Consider the following 17,333-nt stretch of genomic DNA (forward strand, 5'->3'; position numbering starts at 1 on the left):
CCTATCCGATCCACTCCTTCGGTTTCATCATGAGCGGCGGCGTCGTGCGCTCCATGCCGGCCGAGCCGAGCGAGGATTTCATGCGCGCGCTCGACCGCGCCGTCCGCCACTCCATCCCCAAGCCGATCGCGCTGATCCTCAACTATCCGGCCAACCCGACCGCCTACACGGCCTCGCTCGACTTCTACAAGGAGGTCGTGAGGTACTGCCGCGAGCACGACATCTTCATCCTGTCCGACCTCGCCTATGCCGAGATCTATTTCGACGATGAGGTGCCGCCTTCGGTGCTGGAGGTGCCGGGCGCGATCGACATCGCCGTCGAGTTCACCTCGATGAGCAAGACCTACTCGATGCCGGGCTGGCGCGTCGGCTTCGCCGTCGGCAACGAGCGGCTGATCGCGGCGCTGACGCGGGTCAAGTCCTATCTCGACTATGGCGCCTTCACCCCCATCCAGGTCGCTGCCGCTGCCGCCCTCAACGGTTCGGACGAGGTCATCGAGGAGGTGCGCAGGGTCTACCGTACCCGCCGCGACGTGATGGTCGAAAGCTTCGCCCGGGCCGGCTGGCCGATCCCGTCGCCGAAGGCGACGATGTTCGTGTGGTCGCCCATCCCGGACCAGTATGCCGACCTCGGCTCGCTCGAATTCGCCAAGCTGCTGATCCAGGAGACCGGCGTCGCCGTCGCCCCCGGCGTCGGCTTCGGCGAGTATGGCGACCAGTATGTCCGCCTGGCGCTGGTCGAGAACGAGCAGCGCATCCGGCAGGCCGCCCGCAACATCAAGAAGTTCCTCGCCGGTGCGCCCAGCCGCGGCAATGTCGTGCCGCTGGCAGTCGGGAAGTGAGGTGCGGCCTCACTCCTATTGACTGATAGGCCACTTCCTATCCATAGGTGTCGCTCGCAGGAGTACCCGATGAGCGACATCCAGTCTTTCCGCCAGTCCGTCGAAGCCTTCATCGCCGCCCACGGCTGGACGCCCACCCGCTTCGGGCGGGCGATCGCCGGCGATCCGCTGTTCGTCTTCGACCTGCGCGAGGGCCGCGAGCCGCGCTCGGATACGCGCAACCGCATCCTCAAGGCGATGCAGGAGTTCTCGGAATCGACGGCGGAGGCGCCGCTCAGGATCGGCGTGGCGGGGCTGGGCAATGTCGGCGCGACACTGGTCAAGATCCTGCTCAAGGACAGCGAGGCGCTGACCCGCAAGGTCGGCCGCTCCATCGTGGTGACCGCCGTCAGCGCCCGCTCGCGCTCGCGCGATCGCGGCATCGATCTGAGCGGGCTCAGATGGTTCGACGACCCTGTGGCGCTGGCCAAGGCCGACGACATCGACCTGTTCGTCGAACTGATCGGCGGCGAGGATGGCCCGGCGCTGGCGGCGATCAAGGCGGCGCTCGATATCGGCCGGCCGGTGGTGACGGCCAACAAGGCGCTGCTCGCCCGGCACGGGGTGGCGCTGGCCAGGCTGGCCGAGGAATCGGGCGCCCAGCTCGGCTTCGAGGCAGCGGTCGCCGGCGGCATCCCGGTGATCAAGACGCTTCGCGAGGGGCTGGGCACGGCCCGCATCGAGCGCGTCTACGGCATCATGAACGGCACCTGCAACTACATCCTCACGCGCATGGGCGAAGAGGGCATCTCGTTCGAGGCGTGCCTCGCCGACGCGCAGAAGCTGGGCTATGCCGAGGCCGATCCGACGTTCGACGTCGAGGGCTACGACACGGCCCACAAGCTCGCCATCCTCACCAGCCTGTGCTTCGGCTGCGAGATCGCCCCGGACGAGGTGTTCGTCGAGGGTATCACCAGAATCACGCAGGCCGACATCAAGGTGGCCGGCGACCTCGGCTACAAGATCAAGCTGCTGGGCGTGGCGCAGCGCTCCGCCGACGGCATCGAGCAGCGCGTGCACCCGACGCTCGTCCCCAAGACCTCGGCCATCGCCGGCGTCGACGGCGTGCTCAACGCGGTGGCGCTGGAGACAGACCATGTCCACGAACTGCTGCTGGCGGGGCCGGGCGCCGGCGGCCCGCCGACCGCATCGTCGGTGCTCTCGGATATTCTCGACATCGCCCGGGGCACGAAGGTGCCGCCGCTCGGCGTGCCGAGCCAGGAACTGACGCCCTACCGCCAGGCACCCATGCGGGCGCATGAAGGCGGCTATTATATCCGACTAAATGCCAAGGATATTCCCGGGGCGCTTGCCGCTATTGCTTCTCGCATGGGTGCGGCAGAGATCTCGCTCGAGAGTGTCATCCAGCGGCCGGACTTGCGTGTTACGGACGCGCAGTCGGACGGGGTGCAGACCAGGACGGTCGTGCTGCTGACGCATTCCACGATGGAGGCCACGGTGCGCGAGGCGCTTGCGCAGATCGCCGGCGACGGATTCATAGTCGGCGAACCGCAGCTCATCCGCATCGAAACGCTGTAATGACGCTCCCGGCGTGGAGCAGGGAGCCAGAATGAAACTGTCGACGATCGACGAATCGAAGCGGCCCGCGGTGCTCGACCGCAGCTTCACGCTGGAGCTGGTCCGCGTCACCGAACGCGCCGCCATCGCCGCCGCCGCCTGGCGCGGCAAGGGCGACGAAAAGGCGGCCGACGCCGCCGCCGTGGCGGCGATGCGGGCCGAACTCGAGCGCGTGCACATCACCGGCCGCATCGTCATTGGCGAGGGCGAGCGCGACGAGGCCCCGATGCTGTATATCGGCGAGGAAGTCGGCGCCGGCGACGGGCCCGAGGTCGACATCGCCGTCGACCCGCTCGAAGGCACGACGCTGTGCGCCAAGAACCAGCAGGATTCCATCTGCGTCCTCGCCATGGCGGAGCGCGGCGGGCTGCTGAACGCCCCCGACGTCTACATGCAGAAGATCGCCATCGGCGGGCACTATCCGCCGGGAACGGTCGACCTCGACTGGACGGCGACGGACAACGTCAAGTCGCTGGCCGACGCCAAGGGCGTACCGTTCAAGGAAATCACCGCCTGCGTGCTGGACCGGCCGCGCCACGCGGCGCTGATCGAGGAACTGCGGGTGGCCGGGATTCCGGTGAAGCTGATCGGCGACGGCGATATCGCCGGCGTGATCCATACCACCAATCCCGAGGAATCGGGCATTGACATCTATCTCGGCTCGGGTGGTGCGCCGGAGGGCGTGCTCGCCGCCGCGGCGCTGCGCTGCGTGGGCGGCCAGATCCAGGGGCGGCTGATCCTCGATACCCCCGAGAAGCGCGAGCGGGCGGCCCGCATGGGCATCTCCGACCCCAACAAGAAATACACCGTCAACGAACTGGCCTCGGGCGACGTCCTGTTCGCCGCCACCGGGGTGACCGAGGGCACGCTGCTGGGCGGCGTGCGCCTGCGCAAGAACTCGATCCAGACCTCGACGGTGGTGATGCGCTCGTGGTCGCGCACCGTGCGCTGGATCCGGGCGGAGCACCGGCGCTAAGCCACCTGCAGGGCGGGGCAGGGCCGGGCGGCGGGGCCCGGCCGAAACCGCAGCGGGCGTTTGCGCGTTGTGCGCGCGGAACAGGAGAACGCCCATGAGCAAACTTGTTTCCGCCACCGGCGGCGTTGCCGCCCTCTTCGTCATGGCCACGGCATCACTGGCCGTCGCGCAACCGCTCAGGATCGTCGTCACCGAGCCGGGCGTGATCGCCCCCATCAGGGTGCCGGCCGGCCGGTATGCCTTGCCCAGCCGGCTGTTCGACCCACAGCTCGACGTCCTTGACATCACCGGGAACTTCGATCCTGGCGAAGCGGCGCTGGACGCGCAGCTGTTCACCGTATCCACGCCTGCCGTCAACATGGTCCGCGCCGACGTGATCGAGGCGAACGGGGAGTCGATCGTCGAGCACCAGTTGCGCTGCCAGCAGATGCACGCCAGCTACGAGCCGGCAAGCGACACCTATCTGGGACGTGACGGGCTGCCCCGGCTCTGCACCTACTGACGGCGCTGCGCCCACCGTGTAGTATGGAGGGGTTTCCAGGGGCGGCGTCCCTGCCGTCAGCGGGGCACGGGAGGGCCGGATCATGGCTGACGGAACTGCCCGACTGCCTCCCGCCGTGCGCGCGGGCGAGGATCGCTTCGGGGCGCCACGGGAGTTCCTCAACGGGCGGTTCACGTGCAAGGTCTCGGCGAGAGACACGAACGGGGCCCTGTGCATCTACGACACTTATCGCTTCAGGCCGGGGGGACCGCCCCAGCACGTGCATTTCGCCCAGGATGAATGGTTCCTCATCCTCGAAGGCGAGTTCAAGTTCCAGGTAGGTAATGAGACGCTTGTCCTGCAGGCCGGCGACTCCATCCTCGGGCCGCGCGGGGTGCCGCACGCCTTCCGCAGCATGACCGAGACGGCGCGGATGATGATCGCCTTCCAGCCCGCCGGGACGATGGAGGCATTCTTCGCTGCCGAACTGCTCGACCCGCTGTCACGGGAGTTCAAGGAGCTGAGCCGGCAGCACGGCATGGACGTGGTGGGCCCGCCGCTCGGCGCATAGGATCCGGGGCGACCGGGCGGCATCCGTCCCCGCCGCTCGGGCGGGAAATCCGCGCCTTGGGTCTCGACCCGGACCGGGGTTATCGTTTACTCGACGCCCATGGGCGATCAGCAGGGCTTCTTTCTCGACGTCGACAGGTCCGTGACGGGACGCGCCTGGACGGACAGGCTCGACTTCGGCGCGGCGCGGGCCGCGGCGACGATCGGCCAGCGCACCGGCCTGTCGGAGATTCTCGCACGCATCGTCGCCGGGCGGGGCGTGGGCGTCGAGGAGGCCGACACGTTCCTGGTGCCGACGGTGCGGGACCTGATGCCGGACCCGTCGACGCTGGCGGACATGGACGTGCTGGCGGCGCGCCTCGCGGCCGCCATCACCAACAACGAACGGGTGGCGCTGTTCGGGGACTACGATGTCGACGGGGCGTGTTCCTGCGCCCTGATGACCCGCTATTTGCGGTCTTTCGGCATCGAGCCGCAGGTCCATATCCCCGACCGCATCTTCGAGGGCTACGGCCCCAACATCCCCGCCATCGACAGGCTGATCGACGGCGGCGCGACGCTCATCATCACCCTCGATTGCGGCACGGTCAGCGACGATCCCATCGCGCACGCGCTGGGGCGCGGCGCCGACGTTCTTGTCATCGACCACCATCTGTCCGACGCCGAACTGCCCAGGCCGACCGCGCTGGTCAACCCCAACCGGCCGGACGATGTCTCCGGCCTCGGTTACCTCTGCGCCGCCGGGGTCACCTTCATGGCGCTGGTCGCCACCAACCGCCTGCTGCGCCAGCGCGGCGATACCGGCCTGCCGGACCTGATGGGCCTGATCGACCTCGTCGGGCTCGCCACGGTGTGCGACGTCGTCCCGCTCAAGACGCTGAACCGCGCCTTTGTCCTGCGCGGCCTTGATGTCGCGCGCCAGCAGAAGAACCGCGGTATCGCCGCGCTGGCCCTGGCGGCGCGTGTCAGCGGGCCGCTCAATACCTATCACCTGGGATATCTCGTCGGCCCGCGCATCAATGCCGGCGGCCGCATCGGCGACGCGGCGCTGGGGGCGCGGCTGCTGTCGCTCGACGACGAACACCAGGCGCTGGTCATCGCCGCTCAACTCAATGAGTTGAACGGCGAACGCCAGCGCATCGAGGTGGAGGCGGTGGAGGAGGCGACCCGCGCCGCCGAGGCCGAGATCGGCGGCGGCGAGGGACCGCCGATACTGGTGCTGGCCTCGGCCAACTGGCATCCCGGCGTCGCCGGGCTCGTGGCGGCGCGGCTGCGCGAACGTTTCGACCGACCGGCATTCGCCATTTGCCTCGGGCGTGACGGGACCGGCACGGGATCGGGCCGCTCCATGCCGGGCGTCGATCTCGGCTCGGCCGTGATCGCCGCCGTCGACCAGGGGCTGGCGGCCAAAGGCGGCGGCCATGCCATGGCCGCGGGCGTCACCCTCGGGCCCGGCCAGATCGGCCCGTTCCGTGCGCATCTTACGCAGATGCTGGGGCCGGCCGTAGCCATCGCGCGGGCCGCCACCGCGCTCAAGATCGATGCGGCCATCACCGCCCGCGGCGCCACCCCCGATCTCTACCGCGAGATCGAGCGGGCCGGCCCTTTCGGTGCCGGCAATCCGCAGCCGGTGTTTGCCTTTCCGGCGCACCGCGCCAGGTTCGCCGAGATCGTGGGCGCCGGCGGACACGTGCGTTTCACCCTGACGTCGGAAGACGGGGCGCGGCTCAAGGCCATCGCCTTCCGTGCCGCCGCGGCGCCGCTGGGGCAGGCGCTGCTCGGTGCCGGCAACGAGACGCGGATGCACGTGGCCGGCAGCCTGAGCCTCGATCACTGGCAGGGCCGCGAGGAGGTGCAGGTGAGGGTCATCGACGCGGCGTTGCCGGCCGCACGCTAGCCTTCACCAAAGCGTGAGGCAGGGCAACGAGTTAGGGGCTAAAGGGCTTGAAAACGGCCCTTGCATAACCACTTCTTGCAGCTAAAGTGCTTGCCAGCGAGGGGGTAGGGCGGGCGCCAAAGGGGCATTCGGGCGCACCGGCCAAGTCGGGCGCTTCCGGGCAGACGTCTCATATCTGGAACTCTAGGTTGATGGACAAGCTTGCGGTAGAGAGCGAAGTTGCGTCCCCGACGGCGTGGACCAATCTGTTGTCGGGGCTGGCGGCGTGGCTCGGACGCCGGCTTATCGGCCGGCCCAGGCGCGGCGCGGTAACCATCACCTTTCCCAATGGCAGGACGAGGACCTTCGGCGACCCGGCGACCGGCGAGCACGCCGTGCTGGTGTTGAACAATTTCAAGGCCGTTTCCAAGACGCTGCGTCGCGGTACGGTCGGCTTCGCGCAGGCCTATATGGACGGCGACGTCGAGATCGAGGACCTGACCGCGCTGTTCCGCTATTTCCTGCAGAACCGCGACGTCCTCGACAGCCCCGGGCGCAGCTGGTACGGCAAGGCCGCGCAGGACGTCGCCTATCACCTGTCGCGCCACAACTCGAGGGAAGGCGCCAAGAAGAACATTTCCGAGCATTACGACCTCGGCAACGACTTCTATGCGGAATGGCTCGATCCCTCGATGACCTATTCCTCGGCACTGTTTGCCTCCGACACGCAGTCGCTCGAGGAGGCACAGCGGGCGAAGTACCATCGTGTCGCCGACCTGGCCGGCGTCAAGGCCGGTGAAACGGTGCTGGAGATCGGCTGCGGCTGGGGCGGCTTCGCCGAAACCGTCGCGCGCGACTACGAGGCGGTGCTGCGCGGCATCACGCTATCGAAGGAACAGCTCAGCTTTGGCCGCGAGCGGCTGGCGCGCCAGGGGCTGGACAAGCGCGCGAGCCTGCATTTCGAGGACTACCGCGACACCCGGGGCGAGTTCGATCACGTGGCCTCGATCGAGATGATCGAGGCCGTGGGCGAGGCCCACTGGCCCGCCTATTTCCAGGCGGTGCACGACCGACTGAAGCCTGGCGGGACCGCCGCCATCCAGGCCATCACCATCGACGAGGCCGATTTCGAGGCGTATCGCAGCACGCCGGATTTCATCCAGCGCTACATCTTCCCGGGCGGCATGCTGCTCACCAAGGCGGCGATGCGCGAGCAGGCCGAACGGGTGGGCCTCGTGCTGGAAAAGGTGGAGAATTTCCGGCTCTCCTATGCGAGGACGCTGCGCTTGTGGCGCGACCGCTTCGTCGAGCGCCGGTCGGAGATCGCGCGGCTCGGCTACGACGAGAATTTTCGTCGCAAATGGGAATACTATCTGTGCTATTGCGAAGCGGGCTTTCTCGAAGGCTCGATCGATGTCGGCATCTACCAGTACCGCAAGCCGGCCTGATCCTCCCGAGGAGTTGGCCGTCGCGGCCAGAAGTCTGTGTGTAAACCGTCCTGCTGGAACCGCTGCCGCGTGTTCGGTGCTAGTCAGGACCATTGCTGTGCAAAGGTATTGTTATGGCTACGGTGCTCTTCGTTGTGATCCTGAGCCGGGACAGCTGGTGGGTCGACATCGAGGGCAAGGCGCATGGCCCGTTTGCCACGCGACAGGTGGCCACCGAGGAGGCCACGGCCCTGGCGCGGCTTTCGGCCCATTCGGGACGCGAGAGCGAGGTCCTGGTGCCCGACGACGAGGGACACTACAGGGTGGCCTGGACCAGCGCCGTGCAGGCACAGCCGGGCTACGTGCCCTCCGCCTCGCGCGCGGCCGAGTAGCGCGTCGCCCGGCGGTGGCGTGCCGACTGCGGCCCGCAACTCCCGCACGTGAACTTCCGTTTATGCCTGTGTCTGCTACCATCGCGGCGCGCGACGCGTCGGAGCATCCGGCTGCCGCGCATGCGGAGTCCCCATGGGCGCCTATATTCTCAGACGCCTGCTGCTGATGATCCCGACGCTGTTCGGGATCATGGCGGTTTCGTTCCTCGTGGTGCAGTTTGCACCGGGCGGGCCTGTCGAGCAGGCCATTGCCGAGCTGAGCGGCACGGCGGTGGCGGCGACGGCGCGGGTCTCCGGCACGGCCGGCGGTGAGGCGGCGGCACCGCAGGGGCAGGGAGGCGACCAGGGCGCGCTGCCCTCGCAGTACCGTGGCGCCCGCGGTCTCAGCCCGCAATACGTGGCACAACTGGAGCGGCAATTCGGCTTCGACAAGCCACCGCTCGAGCGCTTCTTCACCATGCTGTGGAACTACGCGCGCTTCGATTTCGGCAACAGTTACTTCAAGGGCCGGCCGGTGGTCGATCTCGTCATCGAGAAGATGCCGGTGTCCATCACGCTCGGGCTGTGGATGACGCTGCTGAGCTACGGCATTTCCATCCCCCTCGGCATCGCCAAGGCCGTCCGCGACGGCTCCCGCTTCGATGTGTGGAGTTCGACGGCCATCATCGTGGGCTACGCGGTGCCGGGATTCCTGCTGGCGATCCTGCTGATCGTGCTGTTTGCCGGCGGCAGCTTCTGGAGCATCTTCCCGCTGCGCGGGCTGACCTCTTCGGGCTTCGCGCAGATGCCCTGGTGGCAGCAGATCCTCGACTATCTGTGGCACATCACGCTGCCGATCGCCTCCATGGCGGTGGGGGCGTTCGCCACCTCGACGCTGCTGATCAAGAACTCGTTCCTCGACGAGATCCGCAAGCAATATGTGGTGACGGCCCGGGCCAAGGGGCTCACGGAGAACCGGATCCTGTACGGACACGTGTTCCGCAATGCCATGCTGCTGGTGATCGCCGGCTTTCCGGGTGCCTTCGTCGGCGCCTTCTTCGGCGGCTCGCTGCTGATCGAGACCATCTTCTCGCTGGATGGGCTGGGCCTGCTCGGCTTCAACGCCGTGGTCGAGCGCGACTACCCGGTGATGTTCGCGAGCCTCTATGTGTTCTCGCTGGTCGGCCTCGTGCTGGGCCTGATCTCCGACCTCACCTATATGTGGATCGACCCGCGCATCGATTTCGAGAGCCGGGCGGGATGACGCCCGCTCTCGTTCTTCCTGCCGGCTGGGGGGCGGGCCGCATCGTCTGCGAGCCGGCCGACGGAAGGCGCAGCGGGGCCCGGCTGTCGCCACTCAATGAACGCCGCTGGGAGGCGTTCCGCCGCAACCGCCGCGGCTATGTCTCGCTGTGGCTGTTCGTGGCGCTGTTCGCCGTCACGCTTGTGGCCGAGTTCATCGCCAATGACCGGCCGCTGCTGGCGTCCTACAAGGGCGAACTGCTGTTTCCCGCGGTGGTTGACTACCCCGAGACCAAGTTCGGCGGTTTCCTCGCGGTGACGGCGTATCGCGACCCCTTCATCGCCGACGAGATCAACGGCAACGGCTGGATGCTGTGGCCGCCCATCCGCTTCTCCTATCGCACCGTGGACGACGCGCTGCCCGGCGCGGCGGTGTCCCCGCCCTCCTGGCTGCTGCCCGCGGCCGAGCGCTGCGCGCGCCTGCCGCTCGGCGCCGACGACCCCAACTGCACGCTCGGCAATTTCCACTGGCTGGGCACCGACGACCAGGGCCGCGACGTGCTCGCCCGGCTCATCTACGGCTTCCGCATCTCGGTGCTGTTCGGGCTGGCGCTCACCGTCGTCTCCTCGGCCGTCGGCATCACGGCGGGCGCGGTGCAGGGCTATTTCGGCGGTTGGACCGATCTCCTGTTCCAGCGCTTCATCGAAATCTGGACCTCGATACCGAGCCTCTATCTGCTGCTCATCATCTCCAGCGTGCTGGTGCCGAGCTTCTGGCTGCTGCTCGGCATCCTGCTGCTGTTCTCCTGGGTGGACCTCGTGGGCGTGGTGCGGGCGGAGTTCCTGCGCACGCGCAATTTCGAGTACATCACGGCTGCCCGCGCCCTGGGCGTCGGCAACGCCACCATCATCTTCCGCCACATGCTGCCCAACGCCATGGTGGCGACGCTGACCTTCATGCCGTTCATCCTCGGCGGCTCGGTGACGACGCTGACGGCGCTGGATTTTCTGGGCTTTGGCCTGCCGCCGGGCTCGCCCTCGCTCGGCGAACTGCTGGCGCAGGGCAAGAACAATTTGCAGGCGCCATGGCTGGCTCTCTCCGGCTTCGTGGTGATTTCGCTGATCCTCGGCCTGCTCGTCTTCATCGGCGAGGCGGTGCGCGATGCGCTCGACCCGCGCAAGACGTTCGGGTGAGGCGATGGGCGAGCCGCTCCTGTCCGTCCGCGATCTGCACGTCGACTTCCGCCTGCGCGAGGGCGCGGTCCCTGCGGTACGCGGCGTCTCCTTCGACATCGAGGCGGGCGAGACGGTGGCGCTGGTCGGGGAGTCCGGCTCGGGCAAGTCGGTGACGGCGCTGTCCATCCTCGGCCTGCTGCCGCCGGGCGGCTCTGCCAGGGGGGACGTGCGGTTCCGCGGCACGCCCGTGCTTGGCGCGCCGGAGGCGGAGTTGCGGGCCCTGCGCGGCGCCGACATCTCGATGATCTTCCAGGAGCCGATGACCTCGCTCAACCCGCTCCATACCATCGAGCGGCAGGTGAGCGAGGTGCTCCTCGTGCATCGCGGCCTCGGCCGTCGGGAGGCGCGGGCGAGGGTCGTGGACCTGCTCGGGCAGGTCGGGATCGACGATCCGGCGACGCGGCTCGGCGCCTATCCGCACCAGCTCTCGGGCGGGCAGCGCCAGCGGGTGATGATCGCCATGGCGCTGGCCGGCGAACCGGACCTGCTGATCGCCGACGAGCCGACGACCGCCCTCGACGTCACCGTGCAGGCGCAGATCCTCGACCTGCTGCGGGCGCTGCAGGCGCGGCTCGGCATGGCCATGCTGTTCATCACCCACAATCTCGGGATCGTCCGCAAGATGGCGGCAACGACCTTCGTCATGACGCAAGGCGAGATCGTCGAGCGGGGCCCCACGACGGCGCTGTTCGCCGATCCCCGACACGAATACACGCGGCATTTGCTGGCCGCCGAGCCCAAGGGCGAGCCGCCGGCGACCCGGGCCGGCGCTCCGCTCGTCGTCAGGGCCGACGACGTCAAGGTGTGGTTTCCGATCCGGCGCGGCGTGCTGCGGCGTACCGTCGGCCACGTCAAGGCGGTCGATGGCGTCAGCATCGCGGTGCGGGAAGGCGAGACGCTGGGGATCGTCGGGGAGTCCGGATCGGGCAAGTCGACGCTGGGCCTCGCCGTGCTGCGGCTGATCCCGTCGAGCGGGCGCATCGCCTTTCTCGGCCGCGACATAAACGGGCTTGCCGGCAAGGCGCTGCGGCCGCTGCGGCGGCACATGCAGATCGTCTTCCAGGACCCGTACGGTGCATTGAGCCCGCGCATGGCGGTGGGCGACATCGTCGCCGAGGGATTGAAGGTCCACAACCGCCGCCTGCCAGCGCACGAACTGGATGAGCGCGTGATGCGCGCGCTCACCCAGGTCGGGCTCGATCCGCAGACCCGCTTCCGCTATCCGCACGAGTTCTCCGGCGGACAGCGCCAGCGCATCGCCATTGCCCGCGCGATGGTGCTCGAGCCGAAGCTGCTGGTGCTGGACGAGCCGACCTCGGCACTCGACATGAGCGTGCAGGCGCAGGTGGTGGACCTGCTGCGCGCGCTGCAGCGGGCCAACGGCCTGTCCTACATCTTCATCTCGCACGATTTGAAAGTGGTGCGGGCGCTTGCCAACGACGTGATCGTTCTGCGGGCTGGGCGCATCGTGGAGCAGGGGCCCGCCGCCGCGGTGTTCGCCAACCCGCGGCAGGACTACACCAGGGCCCTGATGGCGGCGGCCTTCGACATCGAGGCGCTGCCGGGCGCTTCCGCCGACAGGGAAATTCCGACATGATCGATGCCGGCGGACGGAACCGGATCGCCGGGCAACCGGCAGGCAGAACGGGAGGCACGACGATGCACGCGATGCTCAGGGGCATGGTATTGGCCGGTGCGGCCCTGCTGGCGCTGGCGGCGCCGGCGCTGGCACAGGAACGGGTCTGGCATCACGGGCTGTCCTTCATCGGGGACCCCAAATATCCCGAAGGTTTCAAGCACTTCGACTATGTGAATCCGGACGCTCCCAAGGGCGGTACGGTACGGCTGGGCGCCATGGGGACCTTCGATACGTTCAACGTTCTGCCGACGCAGGGCGACGCGGCGCCTGGGATGGGCCTCATCTACGAGACCCTGATGACCGCCTCCCAGGACGAGGCGCTGACCGACTACGGCCTGCTGGCCGAAGCGGTGAGCTATCCGGACGATTTCTCGTCGGCGACGTTCCGCATGAACCCGGATGCGAAGTGGCATGACGGGCAGCAGGTGACCGCCGCCGACGTCATCTGGTCGTTCGAGAAGGCCAAGGAGCTCAATCCCAACCAGGCCCAGTATTACGCCAACGTCACGAGCGTCGAGGAAACGGCGCCGGGCGAGGTGACGTTCACCTTCGACACCACCGGCAACCGCGAGTTGCCCAAGATCCTCGGCCAGGTGCTCGTGCTTCCCATGCACTGGTGGGAGGGAACCGACGCCGCGGGCAAGAAGCGCGACATCTCTGCGCCGACGCTGGAGCCGCCGCTCGGGTCGGGTCCGTACCGGCTCGCCGCGTTCGAGGCGGGCAAGACCGTGACCTACGAGCGCGTGCCGGACTATTGGGGAATCGACCATCCGACGCAGGTGGGTCACAACAATTTCGAGACCATCCGCTACGAGATGTATCTCGATACCGACGTGATGTTCGAGGCGTTCAAGGGCGACCAGTTCGACTTCTGGGTGGAGAACCTCGCCCGGCGCTGGGCCAATGCCTACGACTTTCCTGCCGCCAGGGACGGGCGCGTGGTCCGCGAATTGTTCCCGCAGACCTACAACGGCTCGGGCGTGATGTTCGGCTTCGTGCCCAACCTGCGCCGGGAGATCTTCCAGGACGAGCGCGTGCGCGAGGCGCTGAACTACGCCTTCGATTTCGAGGAACTGAACCGGACACTGTTCTTCGGCCAGTACGAGCGCATCGACTCCTACTTCTTCGGGCTCGACGATCTGCGCTGGAAGGGCCTGCCGCAGGGCGAAGAGCTGGCCATCCTCGAGTCGGTGCGCGACAAGGTGCCGGCGAGCGTCTTCACCAGCGAGTATGCCAACCCGGTCGGCGGCGACGCCCAGAAGCTGCGTGCCAACCTGCGTGAAGCCCTGCGGCTGCTGGGGGAGGCCGGCTACCGGCTCGACGGCAGCCGCCTCGTCAACGGGGCGGGGGAACAGCTCGGCTTCGAAATCCTGCTCGACAACCCGGCGCTCGAGCCGATGGTGCTGTCCTTCCAGAAGAACCTGCAGAGTGTCGGCATCGCGGCGACCATCCGGACGGTGGATTCTTCGCAATACGTCAATCGGCTGCGGTCCTTCGACTACGACATGGTCTACGAGCGCTGGGGTCAGTCGATGTCGCCGGGCAACGAGCAGCGCTATTTCTTCGGCTCCGCGTCGGCCGATGACCCGGGCTCCCAGAACTATGCCGGCATCGCCGATCCGGGCGTCGACGCGCTGATCGACAAGGTGATCTTCGCCGACGACCGCGAGACCCTCGAGGCGGCCACGCGGGCGCTGGACCGCGTGCTCATGGCGCATCACTACGTGGTGCCCTCCTACACGCTGCTCAACTCGCGCGTGGCACGGTGGGATCGTTTCGGTCACCCCGACCCGCTGCCCGAGTTCAGCATCGGCTTCCCGACGATCTGGTGGTGGGACGAGGCGAAGGTAGCCAGGACCGGCGCGCCGCGCACGCAATAAGGCTCCGGCCGCGGACAAGCTTACGCGAAGCTGACGGACGATCGGCGGCGGTTTCAGCCTGCCGTCAGTTTCGGCTGTTCTTGGTGTTCCCGTCGAATACGGAACGGGACAAAGACCATGCACAAGCTTGCCGCCGCCCTGATGCTCGCAACCGCGATCGTCGCACCGGAGATCGCCCTTGCCAGGGACATCACCGTGACCGCGCAGATGGCACGGTACAACGGCCCCGGGGCCTATCTCGCCATCTACGTCACCGACGCGGCCGGCGCCTATCACTCGACGCTGTGGGTGGCGGGCGGCAAGGTCAAGTATTACCGGCATTTGCGTGACTGGGTGCGCGGCATCGCCGCCGCCGGCGGCAGCATCGACGGCATTACCGGGGCCAGCGTCGGCTCGGGCCAGACCCTCACGGTCAAGGCCAACATCGCCGACGCGCTGATCGATGCGGGCTACCAGATACGGGTGGACAGCGCCGTCGAGGAGGCGGGCGAGTATGCCGCCGAGATCGTCGTGCCGCTCGAGCAGCAGCAATCGGGCGTGCCGGTCAGCGGCCCCGGCTATGTCGACAACCTGACCGTTTCCATGTGACGGCGGCCCGGCCATGCTTCGCCGCCTGCACTCCCTTCCCGGCGTGATCGCCGCGCTCCTCGTCGCCTTCATGGCGGTGACTGGCGCGGTGCTGGCGCTCGACCCCGTCCTGCAGCAATGGCGGGCCGGCCCTGCAGCAACGGATACCATCAGCGTGGCGCAGGTGGCCGCGGCCGTGGCCGACAACTTCGCCGAACCCGACCGCATGGTGCGGACCGCGTCGGGTGCCGTCATCGTCTACCATGCCCAAGCGGGCGGGCGGGGAGCCGACTATATCGACCCGAAAACCGGGGCGAGCACCGGCGCCTACCAACCCTCGGCGTTCTTCGGCTTCTTCACGGAGTTGCACCGCTCGCTGTTCCTGGGCACAGGCGGCCGCGCGACCGCCGGCATCGCGGCAGCGTCGCTCCTCGTGCTGTCGGTGTCCGGAGTGCTGCTGCTGGTGGCGCGGCTCGGTGGCTGGCGCAGGCTGTTCAGCCGGGCGCGCGGCACCTTCGGCCAGCGCCTGCATGTCGAACTCGCGCGCGTGGTGGTGCTCGGGCTGCTGTTGTCGTCGATCAGCGGCGCCTATATGTCGCTGGTCAGCTTCGAGGTCCTTCCGGACGGCACCGACGGCTTCGCCGCCTTCCCCGTTTCCGACGGCGGTCGGCCGGCGCCAGTGGCGGGCCTCGCCGGCCTTGTCGCTACGCCGCTCGAAGACCTGCGCGAGCTGGTTTTCCCCGCAGCGGGGGACGAGACCGATGTCTTCACCATCACGACCCGCTCCGGCCAGGGGTTCGTCGACCAGGCGACCGGCGAAATGCTGTCGTTCACTCCGAACGGCGCCGCCCAGACGGTCTACGAGACCTTCTACATGCTGCACACGGGGCAGGGGGCAGCGTGGCTCGGGCTGTTGCTGGGGTTCACGGCGCTGGGCGTGCCAGCCATGGCGGCGAGCGGCGTCGTCATCTGGTGGCAGCGGCGGCGCGGCATGCCCCGCATTCCACGCAACGTCGCGCCGGCGGCAGCGGACACCGTCATCCTCGTCGGCAGCGAGGGCAACTCGACGTGGGGGTTTGCTGCGGCCCTGCACGGCGCGCTCACCGCTGCCGGGCACAAGGTGCACGCGGCGCCGATGAACGCGCTCTCGGCCGATTTTCGCCGCGCCCGGCGCATGCTGATCCTCGCCGCAACCTATGGCGACGGCACCGCCCCGGCCTCCGCCAATCGTTTCCTCGCCCGTCTCGACAAGCTGCCTGGTCCGCCGGCGTTCGAATACGCCGTGCTCGGCTTCGGCGACCGGCGTTTCCGCCATTTCTGCGGCTACGCGGCCGAAGTCGATGCAGCGCTCGCTGCGAGGGGCTGGGCGCAAGTGCAGCCGCTGGAGAGCATCGACCGGCAATCGTCGCAAGGTTTCGCGCAATGGGCCGCTGCACTCGGGGCGCATATCGGCACGCCGCTGGCGGTGAACTACGCACCGCCGCGTCCTCGTACCACTACCCTCACCCTGAGCGGGCGCGTCGACTATGGCTGGGAGGTGCAGGCGCCGACCGCGGTGCTGCGCTTCTCGCTGCCCGACATGCCACGCGGCGGGCTCGGGCGCTGGTTCGGCCGGCGCCGGGGCCTGGCCAAGTTCGAGGCCGGCGATCTCGTCGGCATCCTGCCGCCGGGAAGCGACGTGCCGCGCTACTATTCGCTGGCGTCGGGCGCGCGCGAGGGCTTCCTCGAGATCTGCGTGCGCAAGCAGCAGGGCGGGCTGTGCTCGGAATTCCTGCATGCGCTGGCGCCGGGGGACACCATCGAGGCGTTCGTCAGGCCCAATCCGGAGTTCCGCCCCGGCCGGGGCCGCGAGCCGGTGATCATGATCGGCGCCGGCACCGGCATCGCGCCGCTCGTCGGTTTCGCCTGGGCCAATCTGCGGCGCCGGCCCATGCACCTGTACTGGGGCGGTCGCGATCCAGGCTCCGACCACCTCTACGAGGACAACCTGGCCCAGTGCGTCGATGACGGGCGGCTCACCCGCGTGGTCACGGCCTTCTCGCGCGTCGGCGACGGCGCCTACGTGCAGGAGCGGGTCCGCGACGACGCCGAGGCGATACGTGCGCTCGTCTTGCAGGGTGCCCGCGTCATGGTGTGCGGTGGCAGGGAGATGGCCGAGGGCGTGATGGCGGCCATCGACGCCAGCCTCGCGCCGCTGGGCATCAATGTCGGTGCGCTGCGCGCGGCAGGACGGTACCTCGAAGATGTCTACTGACGCGCGAAGCGGGCCGCCGGCCGTCCGCCACGCCGTCAGCGGCACGACCATGGGCACGCGCTATACGGCCGTGTTCCACGCACCGGCCGGCATCGCGTTGCACGCCGTGGAAACGGCGTTGCAAGCGAGCGTCGATGCCGTCGACAGACAGATGTCGAACTGGAAGCCCGACTCCGATTTGTGCCGGTTCAACCGCGCAGACGTGGGAGAGTGGGTCGGCCTTCCGCAAGAGTTGCTGGCGGTCATCGCCGCGGCAATCGAGATGGAAGAGCACAGCGGCGGCGCGTTCGACGCGGGGGTGGGGGCCATTGTTGCCGCCTGGGGGTTCGGGCCGGCCGGCGCGGCGGCGGCGCCC

Annotated in this window: 15 protein-coding genes; all 15 read left to right on the forward strand. The window is 68.3% G+C overall.

The window, feature by feature from the left end; translation table 11 throughout:
* A partial coding sequence (locus VGD93_RS12205) for an aminotransferase class I/II-fold pyridoxal phosphate-dependent enzyme (protein WP_395012415.1) occupies positions 1-842 on the forward strand: 842 nt, incomplete at its 5' end.
* 237 nt (positions 843-1,079) lie between these two features.
* Positions 1,080-2,420 carry a homoserine dehydrogenase gene (locus VGD93_RS12210; protein WP_395012443.1) on the forward strand — a complete coding sequence of 447 codons (1,341 nt, stop codon included), beginning with the start codon at positions 1,080-1,082 and terminating at the stop codon, positions 2,418-2,420.
* A 31-nt stretch (positions 2,421-2,451) separates the two neighbouring features.
* On the forward strand, positions 2,452-3,435 hold the full coding sequence (gene glpX, locus VGD93_RS12215; protein ID WP_395012417.1) for a class II fructose-bisphosphatase: 984 nt from the start codon (positions 2,452-2,454) through the stop codon (positions 3,433-3,435).
* A gap of 94 nt (positions 3,436-3,529) precedes the next feature.
* Positions 3,530-3,937, forward strand: coding sequence for a hypothetical protein (locus tag VGD93_RS12220; protein ID WP_395012419.1), 408 nt, complete (start codon positions 3,530-3,532; stop codon positions 3,935-3,937).
* Positions 3,938-4,019: 82 nt separating this feature from the next.
* Positions 4,020-4,487 (forward strand): cupin domain-containing protein, encoded by a 468-nt coding sequence (locus tag VGD93_RS12225; RefSeq protein ID WP_395012421.1) that lies wholly within the window; start codon positions 4,020-4,022, stop codon positions 4,485-4,487.
* 99 nt (positions 4,488-4,586) lie between these two features.
* Entirely contained in the window at positions 4,587-6,383 is a 1,797-nt protein-coding gene (gene recJ, locus VGD93_RS12230) for a single-stranded-DNA-specific exonuclease RecJ (RefSeq protein WP_395012423.1), read from the forward strand.
* A gap of 191 nt (positions 6,384-6,574) precedes the next feature.
* Positions 6,575-7,810 carry a class I SAM-dependent methyltransferase gene (locus VGD93_RS12235; RefSeq protein WP_395012425.1) on the forward strand — a complete coding sequence of 412 codons (1,236 nt, stop codon included), beginning with the start codon at positions 6,575-6,577 and terminating at the stop codon, positions 7,808-7,810.
* 113 nt (positions 7,811-7,923) lie between these two features.
* Positions 7,924-8,181, forward strand: coding sequence for a hypothetical protein (locus tag VGD93_RS12240; protein WP_395012427.1), 258 nt, complete (start codon positions 7,924-7,926; stop codon positions 8,179-8,181).
* 133 nt (positions 8,182-8,314) lie between these two features.
* Entirely contained in the window at positions 8,315-9,424 is a 1,110-nt protein-coding gene (locus tag VGD93_RS12245) for a microcin C ABC transporter permease YejB (RefSeq protein ID WP_395012429.1), read from the forward strand.
* Positions 9,421-10,596 (forward strand): ABC transporter permease, encoded by a 1,176-nt coding sequence (locus VGD93_RS12250; protein ID WP_395012431.1) that lies wholly within the window; start codon positions 9,421-9,423, stop codon positions 10,594-10,596. Before VGD93_RS12245 ends, VGD93_RS12250 begins: the two co-directional genes overlap by 4 nt.
* Before the next feature lie 4 nt (positions 10,597-10,600).
* Positions 10,601-12,235 carry an ABC transporter ATP-binding protein gene (locus VGD93_RS12255; RefSeq protein WP_395012433.1) on the forward strand — a complete coding sequence of 545 codons (1,635 nt, stop codon included), beginning with the start codon at positions 10,601-10,603 and terminating at the stop codon, positions 12,233-12,235.
* Positions 12,236-12,297: 62 nt separating this feature from the next.
* Positions 12,298-14,157, forward strand: coding sequence for an extracellular solute-binding protein (locus tag VGD93_RS12260; RefSeq protein WP_395012435.1), 1,860 nt, complete (start codon positions 12,298-12,300; stop codon positions 14,155-14,157).
* Positions 14,158-14,274: 117 nt separating this feature from the next.
* On the forward strand, positions 14,275-14,745 hold the full coding sequence (locus tag VGD93_RS12265) for a DUF2271 domain-containing protein (protein WP_395012437.1): 471 nt from the start codon (positions 14,275-14,277) through the stop codon (positions 14,743-14,745).
* A gap of 13 nt (positions 14,746-14,758) precedes the next feature.
* Positions 14,759-16,978, forward strand: a complete 2,220-nt coding sequence (locus VGD93_RS12270; RefSeq protein ID WP_395012439.1) for a PepSY domain-containing protein — start codon at positions 14,759-14,761, stop codon at positions 16,976-16,978.
* Positions 16,968-17,333: FAD:protein FMN transferase (locus tag VGD93_RS12275; RefSeq protein WP_395012441.1), on the forward strand; the 366-nt coding region annotated here is incomplete at its 3' end. The genes VGD93_RS12270 and VGD93_RS12275, both read left to right, overlap by 11 nt.

This window comes from Devosia sp. (assembly GCF_036406155.1).
Classification (GTDB): Bacteria; Pseudomonadota; Alphaproteobacteria; order Rhizobiales; family Devosiaceae; genus Devosia_A.

Excerpts from the sequence above, each read along its gene's own strand:
- glpX (WP_395012417.1), top strand. The coding sequence starts at position 2,452 with ATGAAACTGTCGACGATCGACGAATCGAAGCGGCCCGCGGTGCTCGAC.
- recJ (WP_395012423.1), top strand. The coding sequence starts at position 4,587 with ATGGGCGATCAGCAGGGCTTCTTTCTCGACGTCGACAGGTCCGTGACG.
- VGD93_RS12265 (WP_395012437.1), top strand. The coding sequence starts at position 14,275 with ATGCACAAGCTTGCCGCCGCCCTGATGCTCGCAACCGCGATCGTCGCA.
- VGD93_RS12220 (WP_395012419.1), top strand. The coding sequence starts at position 3,530 with ATGAGCAAACTTGTTTCCGCCACCGGCGGCGTTGCCGCCCTCTTCGTC.
- VGD93_RS12240 (WP_395012427.1), top strand. The coding sequence starts at position 7,924 with ATGGCTACGGTGCTCTTCGTTGTGATCCTGAGCCGGGACAGCTGGTGG.
- VGD93_RS12235 (WP_395012425.1), top strand. The coding sequence starts at position 6,575 with ATGGACAAGCTTGCGGTAGAGAGCGAAGTTGCGTCCCCGACGGCGTGG.
- VGD93_RS12245 (WP_395012429.1), top strand. The coding sequence starts at position 8,315 with ATGGGCGCCTATATTCTCAGACGCCTGCTGCTGATGATCCCGACGCTG.
- VGD93_RS12250 (WP_395012431.1), top strand. The coding sequence starts at position 9,421 with ATGACGCCCGCTCTCGTTCTTCCTGCCGGCTGGGGGGCGGGCCGCATC.
- VGD93_RS12270 (WP_395012439.1), top strand. The coding sequence starts at position 14,759 with ATGCTTCGCCGCCTGCACTCCCTTCCCGGCGTGATCGCCGCGCTCCTC.
- VGD93_RS12260 (WP_395012435.1), top strand. The coding sequence starts at position 12,298 with ATGCACGCGATGCTCAGGGGCATGGTATTGGCCGGTGCGGCCCTGCTG.
- VGD93_RS12210 (WP_395012443.1), top strand. The coding sequence starts at position 1,080 with ATGCAGGAGTTCTCGGAATCGACGGCGGAGGCGCCGCTCAGGATCGGC.
- VGD93_RS12255 (WP_395012433.1), top strand. The coding sequence starts at position 10,601 with ATGGGCGAGCCGCTCCTGTCCGTCCGCGATCTGCACGTCGACTTCCGC.
- VGD93_RS12225 (WP_395012421.1), top strand. The coding sequence starts at position 4,020 with ATGGCTGACGGAACTGCCCGACTGCCTCCCGCCGTGCGCGCGGGCGAG.